At 44.2% G+C, this 24,670-nt stretch carries 13 protein-coding genes and 1 CRISPR repeat array (1 of these 14 cut by a window edge); of the genes, 1 reads left to right on the top strand and 12 read right to left on the bottom strand.

The annotated features are described in order from the left end of the window. A CRISPR array of direct repeats spans window positions 1–10,632; the repeat unit is 32 nt; unit sequence ATTTCAATCCACGCACTCATGTAGAGTGCGAC; it reaches 559 nt to the left of the window's first position. Between the two features lie 168 nt (window positions 10,633–10,800). The 8 genes from cas2 to COP04_RS05900 form a co-directional block, all read right to left on the bottom strand. Further along, window positions 10,801–11,091 carry a CRISPR-associated endonuclease Cas2 gene (cas2, locus tag COP04_RS05930; protein ID WP_100487140.1) on the bottom strand — a complete coding sequence of 97 codons (291 nt, stop codon included), beginning with the start codon at window positions 11,089–11,091 and terminating at the stop codon, window positions 10,801–10,803. Between the two features lie 10 nt (window positions 11,092–11,101). Further along, window positions 11,102–12,133 carry a type I-C CRISPR-associated endonuclease Cas1c gene (gene cas1c, locus COP04_RS05925; protein ID WP_100487139.1) on the bottom strand — a complete coding sequence of 344 codons (1,032 nt, stop codon included), beginning with the start codon at window positions 12,131–12,133 and terminating at the stop codon, window positions 11,102–11,104. Beyond that, entirely contained in the window at window positions 12,130–12,798 is a 669-nt protein-coding gene (gene cas4 / locus COP04_RS05920; protein ID WP_100487138.1) for a CRISPR-associated protein Cas4, read from the bottom strand. The genes cas1c and cas4 overlap by 4 nt, the downstream gene beginning before the upstream one ends. Further along, window positions 12,788–13,648, bottom strand: a complete 861-nt coding sequence (cas7c, locus tag COP04_RS05915) for a type I-C CRISPR-associated protein Cas7/Csd2 (RefSeq protein WP_100487137.1) — start codon at window positions 13,646–13,648, stop codon at window positions 12,788–12,790. Before cas7c ends, cas4 begins: the two co-directional genes overlap by 11 nt. 52 nt (window positions 13,649–13,700) lie before the next feature. Next, entirely contained in the window at window positions 13,701–15,617 is a 1,917-nt protein-coding gene (cas8c, locus tag COP04_RS05910) for a type I-C CRISPR-associated protein Cas8c/Csd1 (RefSeq protein WP_100487136.1), read from the bottom strand. Then, complete coding sequence (cas5c, locus tag COP04_RS05905) at window positions 15,614–16,336, bottom strand: type I-C CRISPR-associated protein Cas5c (RefSeq protein ID WP_100487135.1); 723 nt, start codon at window positions 16,334–16,336, stop codon at window positions 15,614–15,616. The genes cas8c and cas5c overlap by 4 nt, the downstream gene beginning before the upstream one ends. A gap of 148 nt (window positions 16,337–16,484) precedes the next feature. Continuing rightward, window positions 16,485–16,658: a hypothetical protein gene (locus tag COP04_RS19455; protein WP_157800194.1), complete on the bottom strand. Its 174-nt coding sequence runs from the start codon at window positions 16,656–16,658 to the stop codon at window positions 16,485–16,487. A gap of 225 nt (window positions 16,659–16,883) precedes the next feature. Then, a complete protein-coding gene (locus COP04_RS05900) occupies window positions 16,884–19,331 on the bottom strand; it encodes a CRISPR-associated helicase/endonuclease Cas3 (RefSeq protein WP_100487134.1) in 2,448 nt (815 codons plus the stop codon). A gap of 242 nt (window positions 19,332–19,573) precedes the next feature. Here COP04_RS05900 and COP04_RS05895 point away from each other — a divergent pair, with 242 nt between their 5' ends. Further along, window positions 19,574–21,001 (top strand): C69 family dipeptidase, encoded by a 1,428-nt coding sequence (locus COP04_RS05895; RefSeq protein ID WP_100487133.1) that lies wholly within the window; start codon window positions 19,574–19,576, stop codon window positions 20,999–21,001. Between the two features lie 235 nt (window positions 21,002–21,236). On the opposite strand, the gene COP04_RS05890 is transcribed toward COP04_RS05895, so the two are convergent. The 4 genes from COP04_RS05890 to COP04_RS05875 form a co-directional block, all read right to left on the bottom strand. Then, window positions 21,237–21,740, bottom strand: coding sequence for a PTS sugar transporter subunit IIA (locus tag COP04_RS05890; RefSeq protein ID WP_100487132.1), 504 nt, complete (start codon window positions 21,738–21,740; stop codon window positions 21,237–21,239). A 39-nt stretch (window positions 21,741–21,779) separates the two neighbouring features. Then, complete coding sequence (locus COP04_RS05885; protein WP_100487131.1) at window positions 21,780–22,286, bottom strand: hypothetical protein; 507 nt, start codon at window positions 22,284–22,286, stop codon at window positions 21,780–21,782. After that, a complete protein-coding gene (locus tag COP04_RS05880) occupies window positions 22,283–23,062 on the bottom strand; it encodes a MurR/RpiR family transcriptional regulator (RefSeq protein WP_239984956.1) in 780 nt (259 codons plus the stop codon). Before COP04_RS05880 ends, COP04_RS05885 begins: the two co-directional genes overlap by 4 nt. 237 nt (window positions 23,063–23,299) lie before the next feature. Beyond that, a complete protein-coding gene (locus COP04_RS05875; protein ID WP_100487129.1) occupies window positions 23,300–24,664 on the bottom strand; it encodes a 6-phospho-alpha-glucosidase in 1,365 nt (454 codons plus the stop codon). Between the last annotated feature and the right edge of the window lie 6 nt (window positions 24,665–24,670).

The raw sequence follows: 24,670 nt of genomic DNA, 5'->3' as shown, positions 1-24,670 counted from the left end.
CGACTAAACATAAGAGGGAGCGGTATAGATATTAACTGATTTCAATCCACGCACTCATGTAGAGTGCGACAAGCGGAATTGTCGGAACAGACGCGCCACAATATGATTTCAATCCACGCACTCATGTAGAGTGCGACTATATCACTTCCCATAACATGAAAAGATTAAACCTATTTCAATCCACGCACTCATGTAGAGTGCGACACAAACGGCGTTTGGAGCGTTTGGCGCATTTATTATTTCAATCCACGCACTCATGTAGAGTGCGACTTATTCTAAACGGTGGCGCCCCCAGCATCTACATATTTCAATCCACGCACTCATGTAGAGTGCGACCTCGGCAGCTTTTTAGCCGGGATCGACAATAGTATATTTCAATCCACGCACTCATGTAGAGTGCGACATCATTGTCGCCAACAACCAGCGCATCCCAGAGCAATTTCAATCCACGCACTCATGTAGAGTGCGACGATATAATAAAAGAGTAGAAAAGAGGTGAGAAAAATTTCAATCCACGCACTCATGTAGAGTGCGACTTGGCCCGGATCCGCTCCTAAACGTGGTCGATACATTTCAATCCACGCACTCATGTAGAGTGCGACGGAAAAGTCCAAGTGCCTGAAAGATGACCGACGGATTTCAATCCACGCACTCATGTAGAGTGCGACGGTCGAAGCCTCGTATCATCTGTTTTCCTCCTATATTTCAATCCACGCACTCATGTAGAGTGCGACGCCAGGCCGAAAATAATCACGATCAGCCCGACCAATTTCAATCCACGCACTCATGTAGAGTGCGACGCATAGTAAGCGCGCGAAAAGGAAGGAAAGGGAGTATTTCAATCCACGCACTCATGTAGAGTGCGACCTTTACCCCTCTCGTTGAGCCTTTTAGTATTGATATTTCAATCCACGCACTCATGTAGAGTGCGACTTGATACCGGCATTCTTTCCTGGGCATGGTTTGAGATTTCAATCCACGCACTCATATAGAGTGCGACAACTTTTCTAAAATCAACGGTGCCCTGATAATGTATTTCAATCCACGCACTCATGTAGAGTGCGACAATCCGTCCCTGCTGAAAGAAGGCGCAGCGGAATATTTCAATCCACGCACTCATGTAGAGTGCGACCGTCGTCGTCATAAAATCGGATCCAGCAGCTGTGATTTCAATCCACGCACTCATGTAGAGTGCGACATTCTCGACTTACATCCGTTCCGCTGTTATCTCTTATTTCAATCCACGCACTCATGTAGAGTGCGACTAAAAATATGCAAGAAATGTTTCGTGCGTAAGTATTTCAATCCACGCACTCATGTAGAGTGCGACAGGGCAGTAGCTGCGACGTAATGGAGCTTTAGCGATTTCAATCCACGCACTCATGTAGAGTGCGACTATGGTTTTGAACCTGATGTTTATGCGTTTGTTTGATTTCAATCCACGCACTCATGTAGAGTGCGACAAGATTGGTATCGATACGATCCAATAAATTTTTCTATTTCAATCCACGCACTCATGTAGAGTGCGACCAGCGCGAGTACGCTTGCTCCGACCAGCGGTTTTATTTCAATCCACGCACTCATGTAGAGTGCGACATGGTCAGGCATGATCTAAAAATGGCGAACGATCTTATTTCAATCCACGCACTCATGTAGAGTGCGACTCCGGGATCGTCATTTGTGGCAGAGACGGAACAATTTCAATCCACGCACTCATGTAGAGTGCGACGCGGCAGACGCTGGTAATCCAAGCTGATGCAAAATCAATTTCAATCCACGCACTCATGTAGAGTGCGACAAGGATGATCCTTTATGCCTTTAGACACAAAGCAATTTCAATCCACGCACTCATGTAGAGTGCGACACGGAACCTTATAATCTCGCATTCTTCTAAAAAAATTTCAATCCACGCACTCATGTAGAGTGCGACCCATTCCAATTGCGATAAAACATTTTCGAGTTTATTTCAATCCACGCACTCATGTAGAGTGCGACAGGGTACATCGCCCATCCCTTCGGAAAACGAAAGCATTTCAATCCACGCACTCATGTAGAGTGCGACTACAGGGCAATCCCACGGTCAACCTCGCGTCCGATTTCAATCCACGCACTCATGTAGAGTGCGACGGGAAGATTTTTTTCATATTGCTGGGCATATTGAATTTCAATCCACGCACTCATGTAGAGTGCGACCCATAAGTGCGCAAAAAGCCAGCCACACATAAACATTTCAATCCACGCACTCATGTAGAGTGCGACTGGGTTGATAGGTGTACAGATGGAATTTTGACCATTTCAATCCACGCACTCATGTAGAGTGCGACTTGGACGGCTGGCGATTAATTTTTTAGTCAAATGATTTCAATCCACGCACTCATGTAGAGTGCGACAAGCGGCAGCGCAACTCATGGACGCGGGAAAGCAATTTCAATCCACGCACTCATGTAGAGTGCGACATGTCCCACCAGCGATTAAAAAGGCGGCAATCAGAATTTCAATCCACGCACTCATGTAGAGTGCGACCCTGAAGCCAATTGCTATCATCAAACATGGCCAATTTCAATCCACGCACTCATGTAGAGTGCGACAATTTATTCAAATTTTCACTTCCTTCCTCTTAAGATTTCAATCCACGCACTCATGTAGAGTGCGACAGCAGGGGAAGTTTTTGATACGTTTATGATGGTTATTTCAATCCACGCACTCATGTAGAGTGCGACATCCGGGCACAAAAGATCATGCTCGTTGAGAGTAATTTCAATCCACGCACTCATGTAGAGTGCGACACGTTCTGATAGCCAGCTGCTTTGATCGTAGAGATATTTCAATCCACGCACTCATGTAGAGTGCGACCAGATCTTCAAAGAATTTGCTAATTGCTGTGCATTATTTCAATCCACGCACTCATGTAGAGTGCGACTGATTTAAAGTCAGGACGATAGATCCGAGTTTCATTTCAATCCACGCACTCATGTAGAGTGCGACTAGCACGGTTGATGCGGCAAACAAGCAGATGCAGGATTTCAATCCACGCACTCATGTAGAGTGCGACGAAAATCATTCTCGGGAAATTGAGAGACGATAGTGATTTCAATCCACGCACTCATGTAGAGTGCGACTTCCATTGCCTGCGACATGACAATAAGCGTCCTTAATTTCAATCCACGCACTCATGTAGAGTGCGACTTATTTCTTCTCGAAGATCCACAAGGAGCGCGATATTTCAATCCACGCACTCATGTAGAGTGCGACGGCTGGCTAGGTCATGGATACTGCCGGCATAAATATTTCAATCCACGCACTCATGTAGAGTGCGACTCCTTGCATGCTGTTTCGGCATCGGGTTTTCGTAATTTCAATCCACGCACTCATGTAGAGTGCGACCCGGCTCTGTCGAGGCTAAATTGGCGAATCGCTATTATTTCAATCCACGCACTCATGTAGAGTGCGACGAGTTCCATAGCTTAAACAAGCGGCTTTTTATCTTATTTCAATCCACGCACTCATGTAGAGTGCGACTGAAAACATTGTTGCAGCGGTGTCTCAGCATAAAGTATTTCAATCCACGCACTCATGTAGAGTGCGACAAGCAGTTGAAACGGGTGATACCGTCTTGTTTAGAATTTCAATCCACGCACTCATGTAGAGTGCGACCGGAAGGCATTAGAAAGCTGGCTTGAGCAGGAACTATTTCAATCCACGCACTCATGTAGAGTGCGACAAAAGCAAAGAGAATCAGGAGGATGAGAAAGAGGAATTTCAATCCACGCACTCATGTAGAGTGCGACTGAGCACGAAAATGTAATACATCGCACGTTGCATATTTCAATCCACGCACTCATGTAGAGTGCGACGCGAATAGTCCGGCTGCCGTCATGGCAAAAGTTGGGATTTCAATCCACGCACTCATGTAGAGTGCGACATAATGCGACAAAATAGTGGTCGGCAAGCCGAGTATTTCAATCCACGCACTCATGTAGAGTGCGACCGGCAGCCCATTCGGCTGCCGCTTCTCTTTTCAGATTTCAATCCACGCACTCATGTAGAGTGCGACGCCAGATATACGCATCGGCATGATTCTTGTTCGTATTTCAATCCACGCACTCATGTAGAGTGCGACTATCCATATCCTGCGGGACGCGCGTCCCATTCATCATTTCAATCCACGCACTCATGTAGAGTGCGACATAAGGATAAGCGGAATGTATATCATAGTTGTAAATTTCAATCCACGCACTCATGTAGAGTGCGACAGGGTACATCGCCCATCCCTTCGGAAAACGGAACCATTTCAATCCACGCACTCATGTAGAGTGCGACGCAGGCGAATCCGGCCATCCTGGCGGCTCGCCCGGAATTTCAATCCACGCACTCATGTAGAGTGCGACGCTGTGTAGGCATAAAATCAATCCTTTCTTTTTTAATTTCAATCCACGCACTCATGTAGAGTGCGACATAACCTGTACCGTGGAAAGTCCGGCAAGGTTCGATTTCAATCCACGCACTCATGTAGAGTGCGACAGGCGAAGAAAAAGAAGCACTCTTTGCGGAGATTATTTCAATCCACGCACTCATGTAGAGTGCGACCCGGAGATCAATTTATAATTGGTCAAAACGAGCAATTTCAATCCACGCACTCATGTAGAGTGCGACAGATGTCGTTTTAAGATGTAGGGATTATGCTCATATTTCAATCCACGCACTCATGTAGAGTGCGACGGGCTGACTCACCCAAGTTGTTCTGCGCCGACACCTATTTCAATCCACGCACTCATGTAGAGTGCGACATAATTGGTCAAAACGAGCAGAAGAAGAATAAGCATTTCAATCCACGCACTCATGTAGAGTGCGACCACTCGTGAGCGTGAAGCCGCTCGCGAGAAGGGCTTATTTCAATCCACGCACTCATGTAGAGTGCGACGTTAAAGAGCATCAGGATGGAACACCACTAATTATTTCAATCCACGCACTCATGTAGAGTGCGACGATCATGATTCAGTACACGGCGATCATCCGGGCGCAATTTCAATCCACGCACTCATGTAGAGTGCGACAATGGCTCGACCTTGCAGCCGAACAATCAGGAAAATTTCAATCCACGCACTCATGTAGAGTGCGACGGTAATTCCAAGCCACACCAGCAAAATGCCTCCAAATTTCAATCCACGCACTCATGTAGAGTGCGACACTTTGTAAGTCTTTATGATTTTCCCAAAATTCGGATTTCAATCCACGCACTCATGTAGAGTGCGACCAGGTGGTGAGGGAGGATGGAGCCTTCCGAATTATTTCAATCCACGCACTCATGTAGAGTGCGACGCCCACGTCAGATTATCTTCGGTCATATCGGCATATTTCAATCCACGCACTCATGTAGAGTGCGACGCATTCCTTTTCCGGGCTTTAAAATGGCAAAATAATTTCAATCCACGCACTCATGTAGAGTGCGACCCGCTCTCAGTCGTTCTACTTCGGATATTAGCCAAATTTCAATCCACGCACTCATGTAGAGTGCGACAGAGCCCTGCTGTTTATAGACTTTGTCTTGCTATATTTCAATCCACGCACTCATGTAGAGTGCGACATTATCTTGATCTAAAATAAAATTGTCCTCGGTTAATTTCAATCCACGCACTCATGTAGAGTGCGACTACCCGCGTGGATTGCGGAAGCCATTGTTCAAGAAATTTCAATCCACGCACTCATGTAGAGTGCGACTATTCCGGAATGACGCGCCCGACACCGTCCGTTTATTTCAATCCACGCACTCATGTAGAGTGCGACTTTGCTGGGCAGTTATTTTTACTACTCACTGGTATTTCAATCCACGCACTCATGTAGAGTGCGACTTCGGCAGACGACGCATTTACTACGCTTTACGCTATTTCAATCCACGCACTCATGTAGAGTGCGACGCATTAACATTCGGCGTGCCGCTAATGGTAACCGATTTCAATCCACGCACTCATGTAGAGTGCGACGGCAAGGATTATATTGACCCGCAAGGCGGTATTGTATTTCAATCCACGCACTCATGTAGAGTGCGACCGAATTCGGCTTCTCCACTTCTCCGGGAATCGGAATTTCAATCCACGCACTCATGTAGAGTGCGACTCATACGTTTCAGCATTTTCCTTCCGGTCAGCTAATTTCAATCCACGCACTCATGTAGAGTGCGACGCGACGGCAGCGCTCATCAAGCTGCATCAGGAGCAATTTCAATCCACGCACTCATGTAGAGTGCGACTATGCGCTTTACTATGCGTCCGTCCCGCAGCCACATTTCAATCCACGCACTCATGTAGAGTGCGACGCGAGAATGAAACGTTCATATCGCCTTTCTCGTATTTCAATCCACGCACTCATGTAGAGTGCGACTTTGATTTTTGATTTCATATCCACGGGTTTAATAATTTCAATCCACGCACTCATGTAGAGTGCGACGCATAATATCAAAACAAGGCTCTATATTTTGCTATTTCAATCCACGCACTCATGTAGAGTGCGACAGGCACCAACCGTGATTGCAACGACACCGATACCGATTTCAATCCACGCACTCATGTAGAGTGCGACGTGATCGACGGCCAGCAATCGAATAAATTCGTGTCATTTCAATCCACGCACTCATGTAGAGTGCGACCTCTTTATGCATATAAATATGGAAGCTCCGAGGATATTTCAATCCACGCACTCATGTAGAGTGCGACTCGCTCGCGCGGTCATTGGGCTATTATTTTAATAATTTCAATCCACGCACTCATGTAGAGTGCGACAACGATGCAAGCGCAGACGGTGGCAGGACTCGATATTTCAATCCACGCACTCATGTAGAGTGCGACTCAGGTGGTGAGGGAGGATGGAGCCTTCCGAATTATTTCAATCCACGCACTCATGTAGAGTGCGACCCGACCGCATTCGGATTAAAGCCAGATTCTTCTTATTTCAATCCACGCACTCATGTAGAGTGCGACGCTCCTGCTCCGGAACGTCCTGCGCCAACCGATACATTTCAATCCACGCACTCATGTAGAGTGCGACGCTGCGTTGGCAGCGTGAGACTGCTATTAGCCTATTTCAATCCACGCACTCATGTAGAGTGCGACACTGCTAAAAATAGCGATGGGCGTCCACCAAGGCTATTTCAATCCACGCACTCATGTAGAGTGCGACTCGCCTGCTCTGTTATGTGAATATAATCTACAATAATTTCAATCCACGCACTCATGTAGAGTGCGACCGTCCCCGCGGCGAGATTGACTGTCGGTTGACCGATTTCAATCCACGCACTCATGTAGAGTGCGACGGTTAAAAAGTCCATGGAAATTCAACTCCATAAGGATTTCAATCCACGCACTCATGTAGAGTGCGACCCGACCGCATTCGGATTAAAGCCAGATTCTTCTTATTTCAATCCACGCACTCATGTAGAGTGCGACCGCAAAACATTAGTCCGCTCACAGCTGGAACCATATTTCAATCCACGCACTCATGTAGAGTGCGACAAAATTAATTCGATTGAAATCAAAGATGGCAAATTATTTCAATCCACGCACTCATGTAGAGTGCGACTTTTTTGACAAGCAAATATTGGGAAGAGGATTAATATTTCAATCCACGCACTCATGTAGAGTGCGACGTCCATTGTTCCGGATGAGAGCGTTGATGCTAAAATTTCAATCCACGCACTCATGTAGAGTGCGACATGTCCGCTTGTTTCATTAAAGAAAGCAAATGCGATTTCAATCCACGCACTCATGTAGAGTGCGACAATGTCCGGGTTCGTCTGGCCGAAAGAAGCATTAATTTCAATCCACGCACTCATGTAGAGTGCGACCATTTGCTGGGCAGTTATTTTTACTACTCACTGGTATTTCAATCCACGCACTCATGTAGAGTGCGACACCGCGCGAGCGAACAGGGCTTCCCTTATGGAGTTATTTCAATCCACGCACTCATGTAGAGTGCGACGCATTCCTTTTCCGGGCTTTAAAATGGCAAAATAATTTCAATCCACGCACTCATGTAGAGTGCGACCAGGATTCTTCCCGCCCATATACTTTGTTCTCAAATTTCAATCCACGCACTCATGTAGAGTGCGACATATTCCGCTGAACATGCTTCATCCGCTGTCTGTATTTCAATCCACGCACTCATGTAGAGTGCGACGCGCGGATGGCCGCGGGAGCGGGTTGCCCTACTCCATTTCAATCCACGCACTCATGTAGAGTGCGACGAGACTGCTATTAGCCTGAACTTGATTAATTACAATTTCAATCCACGCACTCATGTAGAGTGCGACGTTTGCTCCAGAATTTGCTGGAAAACCGTTGCCCTATTTCAATCCACGCACTCATGTAGAGTGCGACGCCTGCTCTGTTATGTGAATATAATCTACAATAATTTCAATCCACGCACTCATGTAGAGTGCGACGCACCTGAACGCCCGGAGTATTCGCGATATTAACGATTTCAATCCACGCACTCATGTAGAGTGCGACCAGACACATCAGATCTATGTAGACATCGGCGCTATTTCAATCCACGCACTCATGTAGAGTGCGACGCTGTGGGGCCGCCATCAGACAATGATGTGCTTGAAATTTCAATCCACGCACTCATGTAGAGTGCGACGCTAAAGCGGACACAGATCAACTCCATCAGCAAGCTATTTCAATCCACGCACTCATGTAGAGTGCGACAAGCTATCATTTGTGATGTTTGCATTAACCGGGCCTATTTCAATCCACGCACTCATGTAGAGTGCGACCGGCGACTAAGAGCAACGCCATTCCGTTTTTACTTAATTTCAATCCACGCACTCATGTAGAGTGCGACGTACCACACATGGCCGCGACTCCTTATAGATCATATATTTCAATCCACGCACTCATGTAGAGTGCGACTTGGGAAAATCATAAAGACTTACAAAAGGAGCGATTATTTCAATCCACGCACTCATGTAGAGTGCGACCATAATGATTAAACGTCACGGCTTGTTCAGGTATTATTTCAATCCACGCACTCATGTAGAGTGCGACTATGTCGTATTAGTAAAAGAGGGTGAATCTCTGCATTTCAATCCACGCACTCATGTAGAGTGCGACCCGTCCCCGCGGCGAGATTGACTGTCGGTTGACCGATTTCAATCCACGCACTCATGTAGAGTGCGACGTTTGAAAAGTTGCCCGGCCCGCTCCACTTGTAAATTTCAATCCACGCACTCATGTAGAGTGCGACACATTAGCCGCGCCGTGGTTAGAAACCCGAACCGATTTCAATCCACGCACTCATGTAGAGTGCGACCGTCCCCGCGGCGAGATTGACTGTCGGTTGACCGATTTCAATCCACGCACTCATGTAGAGTGCGACGACATTTATTCCCAATCCCTTCATTGCCTTTCAGTATTTCAATCCACGCACTCATGTAGAGTGCGACCGGAGATTAGCGGCCCGATTGATCTTGCTGCGGATTTCAATCCACGCACTCATGTAGAGTGCGACTTCCAAAGGGAGCTATCACACAACTTCTCGGTATTATTTCAATCCACGCACTCATGTAGAGTGCGACTTAACCTTGCTCCTATTCATCGCGGGCATATTGCCATTTCAATCCACGCACTCATGTAGAGTGCGACAAGCTATCATTTGTGATGTTTGCATTAACCGGGCCTATTTCAATCCACGCACTCATGTAGAGTGCGACACAGGCAGGCGGTTGACATGGCAGGCATGATGTCGATTTCAATCCACGCACTCATGTAGAGTGCGACCTTCCCCGGGACTTGCAGGTTGACTTTGCACCTATTTCAATCCACGCACTCATGTAGAGTGCGACGTTGAAATCCGGCGAAGAAGAACCCATCCGGTGTATTTCAATCCACGCACTCATGTAGAGTGCGACTGCCGCTCTTTACTCTGGCGCGCGATTGCACCGGAATTTCAATCCACGCACTCATGTAGAGTGCGACATGTCCGGGTTCGTATGGCCGAAAGAAGCATTAATTTCAATCCACGCACTCATGTAGAGTGCGACTGTCGCTGCGCACGATTGATCGTTTGCTAAAAAAATTTCAATCCACGCACTCATGTAGAGTGCGACCGGCAACTTCCCAAGCCCTACGAGATGGAGTCCCATTTCAATCCACGCACTCATGTAGAGTGCGACACCATACGTTTTAATAAAGTTCGGATACGTATAAAATTTCAATCCACGCACTCATGTAGAGTGCGACGATCCTTAAATAATCTGGTAGTCACGGTACTCAAGATTTCAATCCACGCACTCATGTAGAGTGCGACGATTCATTCACCGAGATTGATTTAGTCAATGCTGATTTCAATCCACGCACTCATGTAGAGTGCGACCAAGACATGCGCAGCTTTTAAAGTGACTCCGGAAATTTCAATCCACGCACTCATGTAGAGTGCGACCGGTCAAATATAGTGCAATACCGTTGATGCCCTATTTCAATCCACGCACTCATGTAGAGTGCGACACAGACACATCAGATCTATGTAGACATCGGCGCTATTTCAATCCACGCACTCATGTAGAGTGCGACGATCCGGATCCAGATACTCCTGTTCCACGTAGCATATTTCAATCCACGCACTCATGTAGAGTGCGACGGCGATTTTCGATGAATGTAAAGAAAATTAAGTTGAAAATTCACGAAAATCGCGCTAATAAACTCAGTAAACTAAATGTAAATAGATATTTTTGTAAATATATCCATTTTTTATGAGATAAAATTGGTGCGAATGTTCCCCAAAAAATCTGTGAGCTAAACATTCGCACTAGAAAAGTAGCGGCCCTTCTAAGTTAACCGATTCTTTGGCACCAATATGTTCAACCTTATTTTTATAGTTCTTACCTAATTGATAAAATCTGAGACTATCCCGAGATACATCAATAACGTTGGCGAGTTCTATTTTAAGGCTAGTAAATTGGGTAGCATCAACGATGCACTCAAAAACTGAATTTTGGACCCGTTGTCCATAATTTTGGCAGATCTTAGCCACTTTTCTCAATCTCTTTCGTCCGGCACCCGTTACTGTGCTAACATCATAAGTAATAAGCACCAACAACTCCCAGCACCTACTTCCATAAAAATGGCGGATACTCATCAAAATCATTTCTCAAAAAACGAGCGAGTAATGAGGCTTGAACATGTGGCACTAAACCCCATGAAATTTTTTCTCCTAGAAAAGGATGGGTAATTTTTTCTTGCTTTTTATTCTGCCACGCTTTTAAAAAATTCTTTTTGGCCTCCTCAGTCATGATAACCGCTCCGTTCTCTTTCTTCAAAAAGTCATCACCGTGGACTCCCTTTTTATTAATCAGAGACAGAACAAATCGATCCGCATATACACCACGAAGCTCTTCCATAGTATCAAGTGCGAGTGATGCTCTACCCGGACGATCCCGATGCAAGAATCCGACATATGCGTCTAGTCCCACGCCCTCAAGCGCAGAAGTCATATCATTAGCCAACAGTGTATAGGCAAATGACAGCATAGCATTCACATTGTCCAGCGGCGGTCTCCTCGATCGCCCTTTAAAAATGAAATCATCTTTTTGCTGCAATATCATATTGTCAAATAAAGTATAATAACTAGTTGCGGCCTGTCCTTCCAGTCCTCTCAACCGTTCTAAGTCATCACATTCACGTATTTCTTTAATGAGCAGCGATAAATCTCCCGAAACTTTTTTAAAATCGAAAACATTGATTCTCAGGGGGTAGTCACGAGTCATTCGTTCCAAAATCCACTTGTGATTATATACTTTCCCTACAATAAAATTTTTGGCAATTGTAGCCGAATCCTGTTCGTTATCCGAGACACGATACTGTTGTTTCCTAAGGACAACATTACCTCTGCTTTTTCCAATGACGCGTGCTAGGAAGCGACCATGCATAGTCAGAAAAGAAATTGAAATATTGCGTTCAGCGCAGTAACCCATCAAAGCGGGACTTGCACCCGTATACCCAAAAGCAACAATAGATTCCAAATTATGAAGAGGTAGTCTGCCGATTCTCTCCTTTTCCCTCAATAAGACAATATTGTCACCATCTAAGGATAGGTAGGTATCCGGTTGAGTAATATATAAGGTATTCAGAAGTTTTTTCATTCATAGATTTTCCCTTCTATAAAACTCTTTACAGACCGCTTCTTCATCAAGCCAGGCAGACAAACATTCTGTAGTGAGCAGCTATTACAAAATGATCCTGCTCGAACTTTAGGCGTATATTGTCTTTGATAATAATCCTGCATCTCAGAAACCATGGATGTTACTTTTGATTTGATAGAATCGGTTAAATCTACCTCAATTCTACGTTTTATTTCATTGTAGAAAATATATCCTTTATTGATTTCACAGAGCAACATTTCTTCAAGGCACATCGCCTGTGCAGCGAGCTGCAAGACGTCCGAATCATCTACTTTCGGTTTGCCGTGCTTGTATTCAACAGGATAAGCTACATACTTTCCATCCATACCATTGATGGGGACACCCTGTTTTTCATCACTCACAAATTCGACAACATCGCAGATCCCTGTAATTTTTAATTGCCGTGATTTTACAGGCATTGCACGAACAATAAGTTTATCGCCTCTTTTTTCGCGCACAAAAGGTTCATCCGCACGGCGATGGAGAAACTGTCCTTCTACCGTTTTGACGTTCTCGTTCCATTGTTGTTCAATATGAATCAATGCCCATTGCCGCCTGCAGAATTGAAAATGCTGAATGCCTGACAACATTAAGTAGTTATCTTCTTCATTTTCATTAGCGGCCATCGAAAACCTCGGCTTCCAGTCCCTCCAATTTGTCGAGAGTAATCTCGTAATCTTCTAATCTCTTTGGCGTATCATTTACAGCTTTTATTTCAAGGGAGTGATGTACTTTTGCGGATGAGTACTGACCAAGCTTGCTTCTATGTGCCCACCAGTAAACTTTATAAACTTCCATGCTGCCTTCGGGACGGGCAGAGGAGGCATCGTTTTCAAAAATAGAAATCAGTGCCTGTTTTATTTTTTCGGCATCTTCATTGGTGAAACCTGTTTTTTCCGCCAGTTGAGTATTAATGCTTCCATTGAAACGATAAACGCCAAAATCAACACGGTGCTTCATCCCCATCGTATCTGATCCCTTTCCCTCTCCCGGCTCAGAGTTAACACTCTTCGTAATCTGCATACTGGAAATATCAATCGGTGCCACACTCACTGCTGTTTGTACAGTTACTGGTCCACGAACCCCAACAGACACACCTTTTCCTGCTCCGCCTTTGAAAGCAAAGACCTGTCCGAAACTTCTTACATCGATCCATTCTTTACAGGCGGCCGCAGCATAGTCCTCATTTGTTTTCTTTTTATCTTTTACCATTTCTTTTAATACGGCATTTCCTTCCGCCCGCTCACGAAGACTGTTGAATTGATCGGATTGCCTATCATTGGATTGCACAAAAATGGATTCTTCAATGTCCTGAAGACGATTTCTTATTTTGCGTTTAATCGCGACGTCGGAAATCTCTCCAAATCCTTCATAATTCTGCCTGGGTCGGTTTCCGTTCAGTGGGTCACCGTTCGGATTAGCTTTACTGACAGTCAGAATAACTGCAAAATCAATTTTGTGGTCTAGAACAGCCATGTGAATCTCTCCTAATAATTAGTTTTTGTGTATTCGTAAACAAATTTTGCTGTTAATTTGTTTCAGTAACAGAATCTGCATCTTTTTTCTTCTGATAAAGCTGATGGCGCTGGCTGTAAAATCCCAGCAAAAATTTTCCAGTTAACGGTTGGTTATCAAAATCCTGATAACTGATTTTGGCTGCCACGTCATCAATTAATTGTGTGAGATACAGGCCACCATGACCAAGGCGTGCCTGATATGGCACCAAACTGGATTGAATTGTCTTCCAAGTCCGCTCCGGATGTTCGGAGAATTCATTCATGTAGCGCGTCGCATTGCTCAATCTCCAGTCTTCCGACTTAAGTGCACGATGTTCAAGCACATCGGCTATTGCCAAAAGGCGACCGAAAAGGTAATTCCTGTCTATATTTTGTTCATCCAATGCCACGGTAAATCCCCTCCCGTTGTTGTTCTCATATTCTTGCCTGTTGATCAACGCACAGGCAATACTCAGCGTTTTTTCCCATTCCCACCTGTCAATCGCAACGGGATTCCTCGCCCGATAAAAAGTGGAATGGACAATATCTTTAGGAACTCTTTTTTCATCAACAATGCAAGGAAGCATACGCTCCATCAGCCCTTTAACCACTTTATCGCTTGCTTTTGATCCATAGGCAGCATACGCAATATCTTTGGTTGCCGGGGCACCAAAGTACGCGAGTAACTGTTTGTCTTTGCCCTTCCGATAATCATGTTGCCAGACACACTGCGAATGCCAGTCAGCAAGCCTTTGCAGATAGACATTCTGCTGCATACTACGGTAATAGAGTATGGCCAGCCTTCCGGTTGTCGCCGAATCGAGAATTAAAATATTGACTTTTGCATTGGGATCCAGCTTATTCCGGTAACCATCCATAGCTTTTTTAAATTGATTAGCAAATTCACTGTTTGTATATGCACTTGGGTCTTCCATTTCTGCGCTAAGATGGGAAATATCATAGATGTCATCCTCAGGATTAATCACCTTATCATTATGGATTGACCAGACGAGGAAAACACGATTATCAACAATCCGTGCCTGCCGACGAATCAACCACTTTAGCGCATTGTGTGCTTTTTGTGATACTTCATAACTGATACTAGCTGCTTCATGACTCTCATTAAATCGTCCTCTGTAGGTAAACCCACTTGTATCATTAGCAGAAATTAATTTAGCCTTATCTCCTGCATTCCTAATTTTATTTGCATGTTTTTCTGTTGCCGGGAGCCACTGCCCTGAGACAAAGCATAGATCCCTTTCACTCAACTGTTCATTATAAAAGTGGGTAAATGAATCATACATTTCTTTATCTAGCCAAACTTTTTGAAGCGACTTTCCTTTAGAATAAATGGTAAAGCGGACAAACGCACTGTCCTGACCGGAAGCGACCGATGAAAAAATGTCTGGTTTTTTATCTCCACACAAAGCTTTATATTTATCATTCCACTTAGTAATTAATTGACCATTTTCATCAAGCCAGAGAATTTTCTCTGCAACCAAATCTTTTATCAATAGTCTCTTGCTTAAATAGGTATAGATACTTTTGACTTGAGATGTAGTGAAGGGCGATTCAGCCCATTTTTTCAAATTATTGATATAGCTTGAAAAGGGTTCATGATCCTTATCTTTTATTTTTCCACCATAAGAAACAAAGTCTCCGGCGACGTAGCTGAGTTTATCGTGAAGCGGATAAGGAGCAATTACTGCCCCAGCCCGACTGGCGGAATCTTCTGTGCAGGGAATAATCGTGTCACGGTCATTTTTATCAATGACATGTGCAGTATGAAATGATCCATCTTCTGTAACGGCGACTTCTATATGGGCCGTTTGTGTCGTATGGGAAACAGGTAGAAGTGTAAAACTCTGTCCACTATGCATATAATCTATTTTGCCGACAAAATCCTTGTTAGCTTCGTAAGTTTCATATAGATTCATTAAGCAGCTCATCGCATTGCCCCCTTTTCCAAGGCATCGAGCAATGAATCAGCCGTTTCTATATCTGCCAAAACAAACTCCTTCGACGTCATTTCTTTCACTTTTCTAATTTCCGAACACTCTTCCGGACGAATAAACTCGATAACACCCTTATTCATCACCGGTTGCCATAGCCGAACTTCTAGTTCATTCCTACCTGTTTCGTCCGGATAGGAAATGCCGTGAACCATTGTGCCAAAATAAATTTTTTCTTCCCTATCGTCATAAAAACCACTACCTTCGTTGAATGAACATGGTTCAACGTATCCCTGACATTCTCGCGTTCCCAAGAAAATGTCGCGGCGACCGCCCGCTTTAAGCGCACGCTGGAAGATGCTGTTATGTTTGCCTTCGTTACGATCAGATTCTAAATCCGGTCGATTCATATTAAACTCAAAATGACCCTTGACGATATATTTTGGTTCTTTTAAATATGTGTAATTAGCCAGGGTATTGCCCCCACCGTACTCAATTGGGCGTATACCTTTAGATTCCATTCGGATGACATTCATAACCCGTACCGCATCAATGTAATGAATGATTGTTGGTTTCCAGTAAACGCTTTCAACTATTCCTTTCAAAGCCTGATAAGTTGGAATTTGGTACGTGCTCTTTTCTCCGCCTATTTTCGTCAGCGGATCAGTAAAAAGGGCATAGGGTCCATATACAACGAATTCATATGAATTTTTCACTTTCTCACCTCCGGTAGAAATGATATACATTTATTTCACAAATGTCATTCATAAAATTTTCAAGGATATTTTTTACCATCCATATTAATCATCCTCCCTTTAGTAATTTTTAAAAGCCAAAAGTCTATAATGAATTTTTTTACTGAATTTATTCTTGCTCTGACCACCGCTGAACAGCTCTAAAGGATATTTCAAAGCCTGTTTTTTTTAAAATGATTTTCTGAATAGTATACATACTGGCTAATTCGTAATACTCAACTACTTTAATCTTTTCATTTATACAAACCGCTGTTTCAAAATGCATTAACTTTCTTTTATGCATGACAGTACCCCCTTCTTATTTTAATTTCATAAGAACAGAATACCACTAATCTATTATATATGCAATTCATATAATATATGGTTTAACAACTATAGAAAATAGAAATCATTGAATAATTTTAATTCATAAATGCTATAATAAAATAATCGCTGTTATTCAGCGCGGATTGAAATATATAGTATATTGTTTGTTTTTGGAAACCTATTATCATTATTTAATAGGTTTTTAATTTATCAACAGGCTAAGTCCACTCTCCCCTTGAACATCAAGTCCATATTCGTTACTGTAGGAAGATTCTTTCAATGCGAGAACTTGTCCATCTAAGTAATAAGCAATCTGTCCTCCCTGCTCCAGCCGTTGCAGTTCTTGATCGTATACATTAATTGAATAGTGCTGGGCTTCCCTCAGCAGCTCATTCAAATCCTCAATGGATTCGGCACTACTCAATTGCACAATAAGGTCTTTTCCATCTCCAAAAGGCACAATCACGGATTTTGTCGTATTTTTAATCACATAAAAGTTTTCTGCAGCCGTGCGTAAGCTGCTAAGCAGGATAAGTGGCAGAGTTTTACCGTTATGTACCTCCTTATAAGCTTTCAGATAACTGCTTTCCCGATCAGCGTACAACAACTGTGTCATGTTTATTTCCAGATAAGGGATATTAAAATCCAATTTTGCACCCATTTCTGTGAAAAATTTTTGGAAATACCAATCCATCGCCGATTTTGATAGCATACTGCCACCATAGCTAGAAGGGTCGTGATGCAGGTCAGCCAGAATATTTTTCGTGACGAATTTGCCTTTACTGATTTCTTCTAATGCAGGTGAATCCAGTTTTTCTTCATCATGATCAATGATATAGACTTTGCGCAACCCATTGTACTCACCGTTTCGATTGCACCGCCCCGCCGCCTGAGCAATTGAATCAAGCCCGGCAAGCGACCGGATTGCACATTCAAAACTAATGTCGACGCCTGCTTCGATCAATTGAGTGCTGATGCAGATTACCTTTTGTCCATTAGCAAGGCACGTTTTTATTTCTTCCAATATCTTTTCTCTGTGTGCGGCACACATGGATGTGCTTAAATGAAAAACTTGTACACCCTCATATCGATCTTTCAACTTCTGATACAGTGTCCGCACGACTGCGCGTGTATTTAAAATAATGAGAATGCTGCGAACATCTCCCAATAGTTTCCTGACAAAATCGGCAAGCTTGTCGTTATCAAATGTTTCACGGTATGAACGATCGACTATCTTCACCCGTTCAAAAGCGTCCACTACTTGATTCAGTTGATTGACAATTTCTCCGTTACTACTGGTTTCCAGGCGATGATGGACATAATCCAGCGCCGGTTGTGTCGCGGTACAGAGCAGGATGCTTGTTTGACCGAACTTATTTAAAAAATTTAACGCGTGATTAAAGAGGGCGACACAGTGAATCGGCACTTTTTGAACCTCATCAAAAACGATCACCGCCTGAGTCAGATGATGCAGTCGACGAATATTTCGCGAACCAAGCTTGTAAAAAGTGTCCAGAAACTGAACCATTGTCGTTAAAATAATCGGGCAATCCCAATTATCCTTTGCCAGTTCCAGCTTTTCACGAATAGTTAAAGCCCCATCTTCTGTTTCTTCATCACCCTTTTCCTCTCTTTCGACCACATTTGAATGATGCTCCAAGATATGCTCATCATCATCCAGAATCCTGCGAATAACTTTCGCATTCTGCTCAATAATGGTTGTATAGGGCACGACATAAATAATTTGCTTCTTGCCAAACAATTGCGCATGTTTCAAAGCATAGCGAAGGCTAGCAAGTGTTTTCCCTCCTCCGGTCGGTATGGACAGTGTATAAATTCCCGAAGGCTTGTTTGCAAAACGTTCACACTGCTCAGACATGTCCGCCCGCAACTGATTAATCGGGGTATTAGACTGTAGCTTTTGGTTCCGAGTATCTAGATAATTCATCAATTTTTTATAGTAAACGCTAAATAATTCATGGCTGTCCACTGCAGTGAGCGTCCTTTTTTCTTCAAATAAACGCGTGTTCGTCCGATCCGCATCAATCAGGCAACTGAATACAAAACGGGTTAATAGCGTCAATTTTTCCATTACATTACCTTTATTAATCATTATGTAGTGTTCGAGTTCAGCGACTGCCCAATCGACATAATCAGTCAGCTCTTCTACTGTCATAATCTCATTAAAAAAATGTTCTTTCGCCTTCGAATATTCCGGTAGTACATCCTCATTTTTAGTGACTCTATTGTAATAAGGGGATTCGGTTGCAGAATTAAGAAAATCATGTAAATATGAATGATGAGAAATAATTGCATTACCGACAACCTCGGCTAGTATCATTTTTAATTGATACTTAGGGATCGCTTCATGAAAGATTTCGTAAAGCAGTTTTCCTCCCGCAGAAGCATGGTCAACTGAACCGCGTCTAGGTGCTGATTCTGGATGAAAGACGGCCAACCATAAATACTTTTGAAATGCATCCGTGTATTTTCCAAGATCGTGCAACATGCCAGCCAGTCCGGTAATGTGAGAAGCATTTAAGTTAATTCCATATGATTCAGCTAGCTTTTTCACTTCCAGCAAATGTTCTTTTACTGTCTGCGGTTGTTTGTCACTTTCACGATAGTGCGCTACAAACTGTTTCGGCATGACTATCACTCTTTTCGACACGTTTCTTTAATTTTGCGTGATATATAATAGGTAAATTCTACGCATTTTGCTGAAATCCTCTAAAATAAAACTAATTTCTCAAACTTTTTGTACTAAATCTCTGATTTTGTCATTTATTAAAATAGGGGATCAGATACTGGAGACCAGATCAATAACTCAGGATGTATAATGATATAAGAAAACTCACTTTTTCTAAATCCAAACAAGTAAGGGATGACACAATGCACCACAATACACACGCAGCCTGCACGACCGTATTAGTCGGTAAAAAAGCGACGCTGGACGGCTCGACGATGATCGCCCGCAATGGGGACAGCTATGATGTACTCGTTCCGAAGCGGTTCACCGTTCATCCGCATGAGGTTCTGGATCAGGAGGAGCATTACGATTCGCCATGCAATCATTTTCAGATTACACTGCCGAGGGAACGGCTCCGCTACACTTCAGTGCCTGATGGTGAAGATCGCTATGAGACCTATCCGGATGCCGGAATCAATGAATTGAATGTGGGGATGAGCGCGACCGAGAGTGTTTATGGGAATCCGCGCGTTTTGGGTTATGATCCGCTTGTTGAGAACGGGCTTGCCGAGGACAGTATGGTTACGGTTGTTCTGCCCTATATTACGTCGGCCAGAGACGGCGTTTTGAGGCTCGGAAAAATTATAGAGACTTATGGGTCCGCCGAATCGAACGGTATGCTCTTTTCCGACAAAGACGAGGTCTGGTATATGGAGATCGCGACCGGCCACCAGTGGGTCGCTCAGCGCATACCGGATGATTCGTATGCAGTGGTCGCTAATCAGATGGCGATTCAGGAAATCGATCCGGATGACAAGGACAATTTTTTGCTGGGTTCCCATCTGCTTGAATTCATTGAAAAGCACCATCTGAATACCAGTTTTGACTCGATCGATTTCAGAAATATTTTCGGCACGCAGACTGTTCTTGATCATCATTACAACACGCCGCGCGTCTGGTATGGACAACGGTATCTGAATTCCGAGATTGATCAGGACCCGATGTCCGACGATCTGCCGTTTATTCGCAAAGCGAACAGGAAAATCGGCGTGGAAGATATCGCCTATATTCTGAGTTCTCACTATCAGGAGACGCCCTACGATCCGCTTGGAAACGGCAGTGAAAAAGACAAGACCGCTTTCCGTGCCATTTCGCTTAACCGGACACAGGATTCCCACATTCTGCAGATTCGCCCGGATGTCCCGGATGAAATTGCCGGCGTCCAGTGGCTGTCGCTTGCTGTCAGTGCCTTTAGTCCCTATGTGCCGTTTTACACAAACATCACATCTGTACCCAAGAGCTATGCGGTCGGACCACGAAAACTATGTCTTGACTCGGCTTACTGGCTCTATAAAATGGTTTCCGTGATCGCCGAACCGCATTACGAAGCTTTCCTGAAACAGGTAATGGATTACAAGGATCAGCTGCACAGCCAGTTTCTAAGCAACTTGGAAAAAGCGGATGATGAAGCGAAAAGTGCGGATAAAGAGCGCATTTCCAGTATTTTAACAGAAGCGAGCGCGCGCAATGCTGAACTGGCGCTCAGCAAAACGCGTGAACTTCTGCAGCAATTGTCGATGGATTCCATGTCTCTGTCGAAACTGACCTTTAATATGGATAAGAATTTGTGAAAATGGTCTCGGATAAGTCGCTGGAGATATTGCCCATATTTGAATTTTTCATATACAAAAAATCAGAGAATCGTGATTTATTAATGCTCCTATAAGGAAAAGCTGTCCATAGCCGATCAAATTTGGCTTTTGGACAGCTTTTTTCTATTTCTAGTTCACTTTTCACTCGGCTGTAATGGCTGATAGATCCGGAGGAAGACATCAGGCAGCCGCTCGCATAGGCACCAAAATCGCATCATTTCAATGAAGAAGTGAACAGCACCGTCTGACCCGCGGCCACGTCGGCCGGACTTGACCAGTCGAACGTGAACCTGTCTTCTGCACTGTTCGTGATCACAATCGGTACAACTGTGCCTTTGCCTTGTTGACTGATGAAATCAAAATCCACTTCCATAATCGGCTGGCCGGCCTTGACATGATCTCCGACCTTAACATGATCCTGAAAGCCCGATCCGTTCAGTTCCACCGTATCCAGTCCGATATGCACCAGAATTTCCTCGCCCAATTTTGAACGTATGCCAAATGCGTGTTTCGTTGATGCGAGCTGGATCACTTCACCATCGACCGGAGCGACTATTGTATGTGTCCGGATATCCGGATTGACAGCCATGCCTTCACCCATCATTTTTTCGGCAAAGACGGGATCAGGGACATCGGTCATAACCATAGACTTTCCCGAAATCGGTGCGTAGATTTTTTCTTCTTTAATAGCTTGTTTTTGAAATAGTTTTCCGAACATTTCCAAATGCCTCCTTCAACTTTTCAAACGCTGTGGGACTCAGACAAAAAAAGTGATGCGAATCAGCGCATAACAGCAAAGTGCAGACAAGAATACCAGTCCGACAGCAAAGAAACTGTACAGCCTGTGTCTTTTGAAAGTGGCCAGTGCCAGCGCCTGTCTCAGAGTGCCATTCATGTTAACTAGAATAAATCCGGCCATGATAGCGATTACAATATTGCCAATAGCAAGCTGTGAAACAGCCATCAGAAACAGCAGACCGTAGATATATTTCCGGCCCTCCGGAGAAGTGAAATCATCAGAGACGACAAACATCAGATAACTCCAGATCACATCAAGCAGAACGACCAGAAACATCACAGAATAAAGCGGATGACTGATCAGTAAAGTATTGAAGGACAGGTTCTGTCTTGCCATTGTAACAACAAGATAGGCTCCATAGACAACCGGAATCAGAAGTGTAAAAACAGTCAATAACTGATAAATGCGTCTGACGGAAAGCCCGCCTGTTAGCACGGTTCTCAGCATATTTCTCAAGAGAATCACTCCCTTCCCTCTTTGTTATCCGGATATTGAAAGAGATAGCCAAAAAACAAAGCCTCACATAAAAAAGACAAGGTGACCAGTGATATCGGATCTTCCTTTATTTGATGTTTATTTTTCAACGGATACATTGTGGAATGGTAGTACAGATTGTATGGCACAAGACTGGCCAGTTCATTATGGTCAAAATTAGCATTCGTGATCGACAGGACGGGCACTTTTTTAACGCTGAGCAGGCGAATAGCTTCAATAATATCGGAAATATCACCGCTCAACGATATAATGATCAATAAATCGCGTTCATTCAAAAAGCCAATACCCATATCCAGTTCACGCTTAGCTTCTATATTATTGATCATTCTGCCGCAATTCAGGAAGTTGCGCTTCAATTCGGCAATCGCATTGCGCTGCGCCCATCCTGTGCCATAGGCGTAAATATGATCCGCAAATTTTATCTTTTCATAAATGGGTAACAGATCTGCTTTTTCAAAAAAGTCCATTGTGCGCCTAACGTTGACCATCGTCTGCTGAAAATAACTTTTCGATTTTCCTGCCTCCGGATCTATATCAAGTTTCAGGGAATATTTAAATTCGCTGAATCCTGAAAAACCTAACTTCTGGGCCGTACGCAAAACGGAGGACTTTGAGATATTGCAGCTGTTTGCTAAATCCGTAATGCTCAGCTCGGAACACTTCTTCTTATTTTCAATGATATAGTGCAACGTGGACAAATCATTCTCATTCAGTTGTTCATAGTATTTGTTGATCAACATTTCCATTTTCAAATGCCAACACTCCTTATCCGGAAAAGTCACCCAGCGGCATAAAGAAAAGGCTTTCACAAATGATTGCAATTACCAACTGCAATCATCTGCAGGACTTCTTAGAGGATAATGGACTGTCGGCACTTGTGCTAAATAAGTGGATGCATGAACACCCAATCAAGTGCTTAAAAGTTTCTGATAGCCCATGACCCTGCTACTGAAAATAATAGCAGGGTCATGGTTAAATGACAATCAGCTTAAGCTCAGTTCCGCTTCTGCTTCTTTCTTATCTTTTTTCAGTTCCGGCCAGAATTCCTTGTTAGCCACAATCAGATCGTCCAGAATCTTTTTCGCAACATTCGCATCTGGAACCGTATGTGAAAGGGTCAGTGCCTGCCACAGTTTCAGATAGGAATGTTCAACCCATGCATCCACTGCCAGTTTTTCTACCGCAACCTGCTGTTCCAGGAACCCCTTCTGGAAACGCGGGATCTTGCCCATGGCCAGGCGTTCCGGACCATTCGAGCCCACGATACAAGGCACTTCGACCATTGCTGCCGGTTCAAAGTTGGAAACTGCTCCGTCGTTTTCAATAATAACAAGCATCCGTTCATGCGTATTGTAAGCAATGGCCCGCGACAGATCGACAATGTAATTCGAGTGTTCGTCTGGAGTGAATTTTAGTCCTTCGATGGACTGATTGGCTGCGATTCGCCGGCATTCACTGAACACAAATTTTTCACGCCCGTCCCTGACTTCATCAGTGCGTGTATAGTCCGGGTTCATGTGGTCGGCTTCGTATTTTGTATACAGATAGTACTGCAGGTACGTATTCGGGAAACGCTCAGGATCAAGCGCAAAAGTATTTTGCGCCATCCCGAATGTCGCTTTCCAGCTCGGCTGCGTGCTAACTTCTTCTTTATCCGAAAGCAGATAACCGTGCTGTGAAACATACTCACGCAGTTTCGGCATCAGATCATTGCCCTGTTTGTCACGGATTGCCGTCCACCAGCCGAAGTGGTTCAAACCAAAATAACGAACCTCCAGATCATTGTACTGCTTCAGTCCGACGATCGCTGCCATACGTTCCTGAATGCCGACCGGCATGTCGCAGATGTTGAGGATTTTCGAGTTCGGTCTCAGGCGGCGGGTTGCTTCTGCAACGATCGATGCCGGGTTCGAGTAATTCAGCATCCATGCATTCGGCGAATATTTTTCCATGTAATCGAGAATTTCGAGCACGCCGCCAATTGAACGAAGGCCATAGGCGATACCGCCAGGCCCGCAGGTTTCCTGTCCGATAACACCATATTTCAACGGAATCTTCTCGTCTTTGTCGCGCATCGCATATTTGCCGACGCGAATCTGGGCCATAACGAAATCCACATCGGTAAATCCCTGTTCCGGATCCGTAGTCGCCAGGAACTTGATCTCGGGCGCTTTCTCCCTGATAATCACTTCACATGCATCGGCAATCACTTTCTGACGTTCACCGTCATTATCGTAAAATTTAAGCTGACGGATTGGAAATTTGTCCAGATGATTCAGCAGCGTCATGACAATTCCCGGGGTATAGGTGCTGCCGCCTCCTGCAATCACAATTGAAAATTTCTTCATTATAAA

Source organism: Sporolactobacillus pectinivorans (assembly GCF_002802965.1).
GTDB classification, from domain to species: domain Bacteria; phylum Bacillota; class Bacilli; order Bacillales; family Sporolactobacillaceae; genus Sporolactobacillus; species Sporolactobacillus pectinivorans.
Note: the sequence above shows the minus strand (reverse complement) of the source record. Positions and strands in the feature narration are given on the sequence as shown.

What these genes read in the sequence shown, in the direction of transcription:
- cas1c (WP_100487139.1), bottom strand. Translation starts at nt 12,133, where the DNA reads ATGAAAAAACTTCTGAATACCTTATATATTACTCAACCGGATACCTAC.
- cas4 (WP_100487138.1), bottom strand. Translation starts at nt 12,798, where the DNA reads ATGGCCGCTAATGAAAATGAAGAAGATAACTACTTAATGTTGTCAGGC.
- cas7c (WP_100487137.1), bottom strand. Translation starts at nt 13,648, where the DNA reads ATGGCTGTTCTAGACCACAAAATTGATTTTGCAGTTATTCTGACTGTC.
- cas8c (WP_100487136.1), bottom strand. Translation starts at nt 15,617, where the DNA reads ATGAGCTGCTTAATGAATCTATATGAAACTTACGAAGCTAACAAGGAT.
- COP04_RS19455 (WP_157800194.1), bottom strand. Translation starts at nt 16,658, where the DNA reads ATGCATAAAAGAAAGTTAATGCATTTTGAAACAGCGGTTTGTATAAAT.
- COP04_RS05900 (WP_100487134.1), bottom strand. Translation starts at nt 19,331, where the DNA reads ATGCCGAAACAGTTTGTAGCGCACTATCGTGAAAGTGACAAACAACCG.
- COP04_RS05895 (WP_100487133.1), top strand. Translation starts at nt 19,574, where the DNA reads ATGCACCACAATACACACGCAGCCTGCACGACCGTATTAGTCGGTAAA.
- COP04_RS05890 (WP_100487132.1), bottom strand. Translation starts at nt 21,740, where the DNA reads ATGTTCGGAAAACTATTTCAAAAACAAGCTATTAAAGAAGAAAAAATC.
- COP04_RS05880 (WP_239984956.1), bottom strand. Translation starts at nt 23,062, where the DNA reads ATGGAAATGTTGATCAACAAATACTATGAACAACTGAATGAGAATGAT.
- COP04_RS05875 (WP_100487129.1), bottom strand. Translation starts at nt 24,664, where the DNA reads ATGAAGAAATTTTCAATTGTGATTGCAGGAGGCGGCAGCACCTATACC.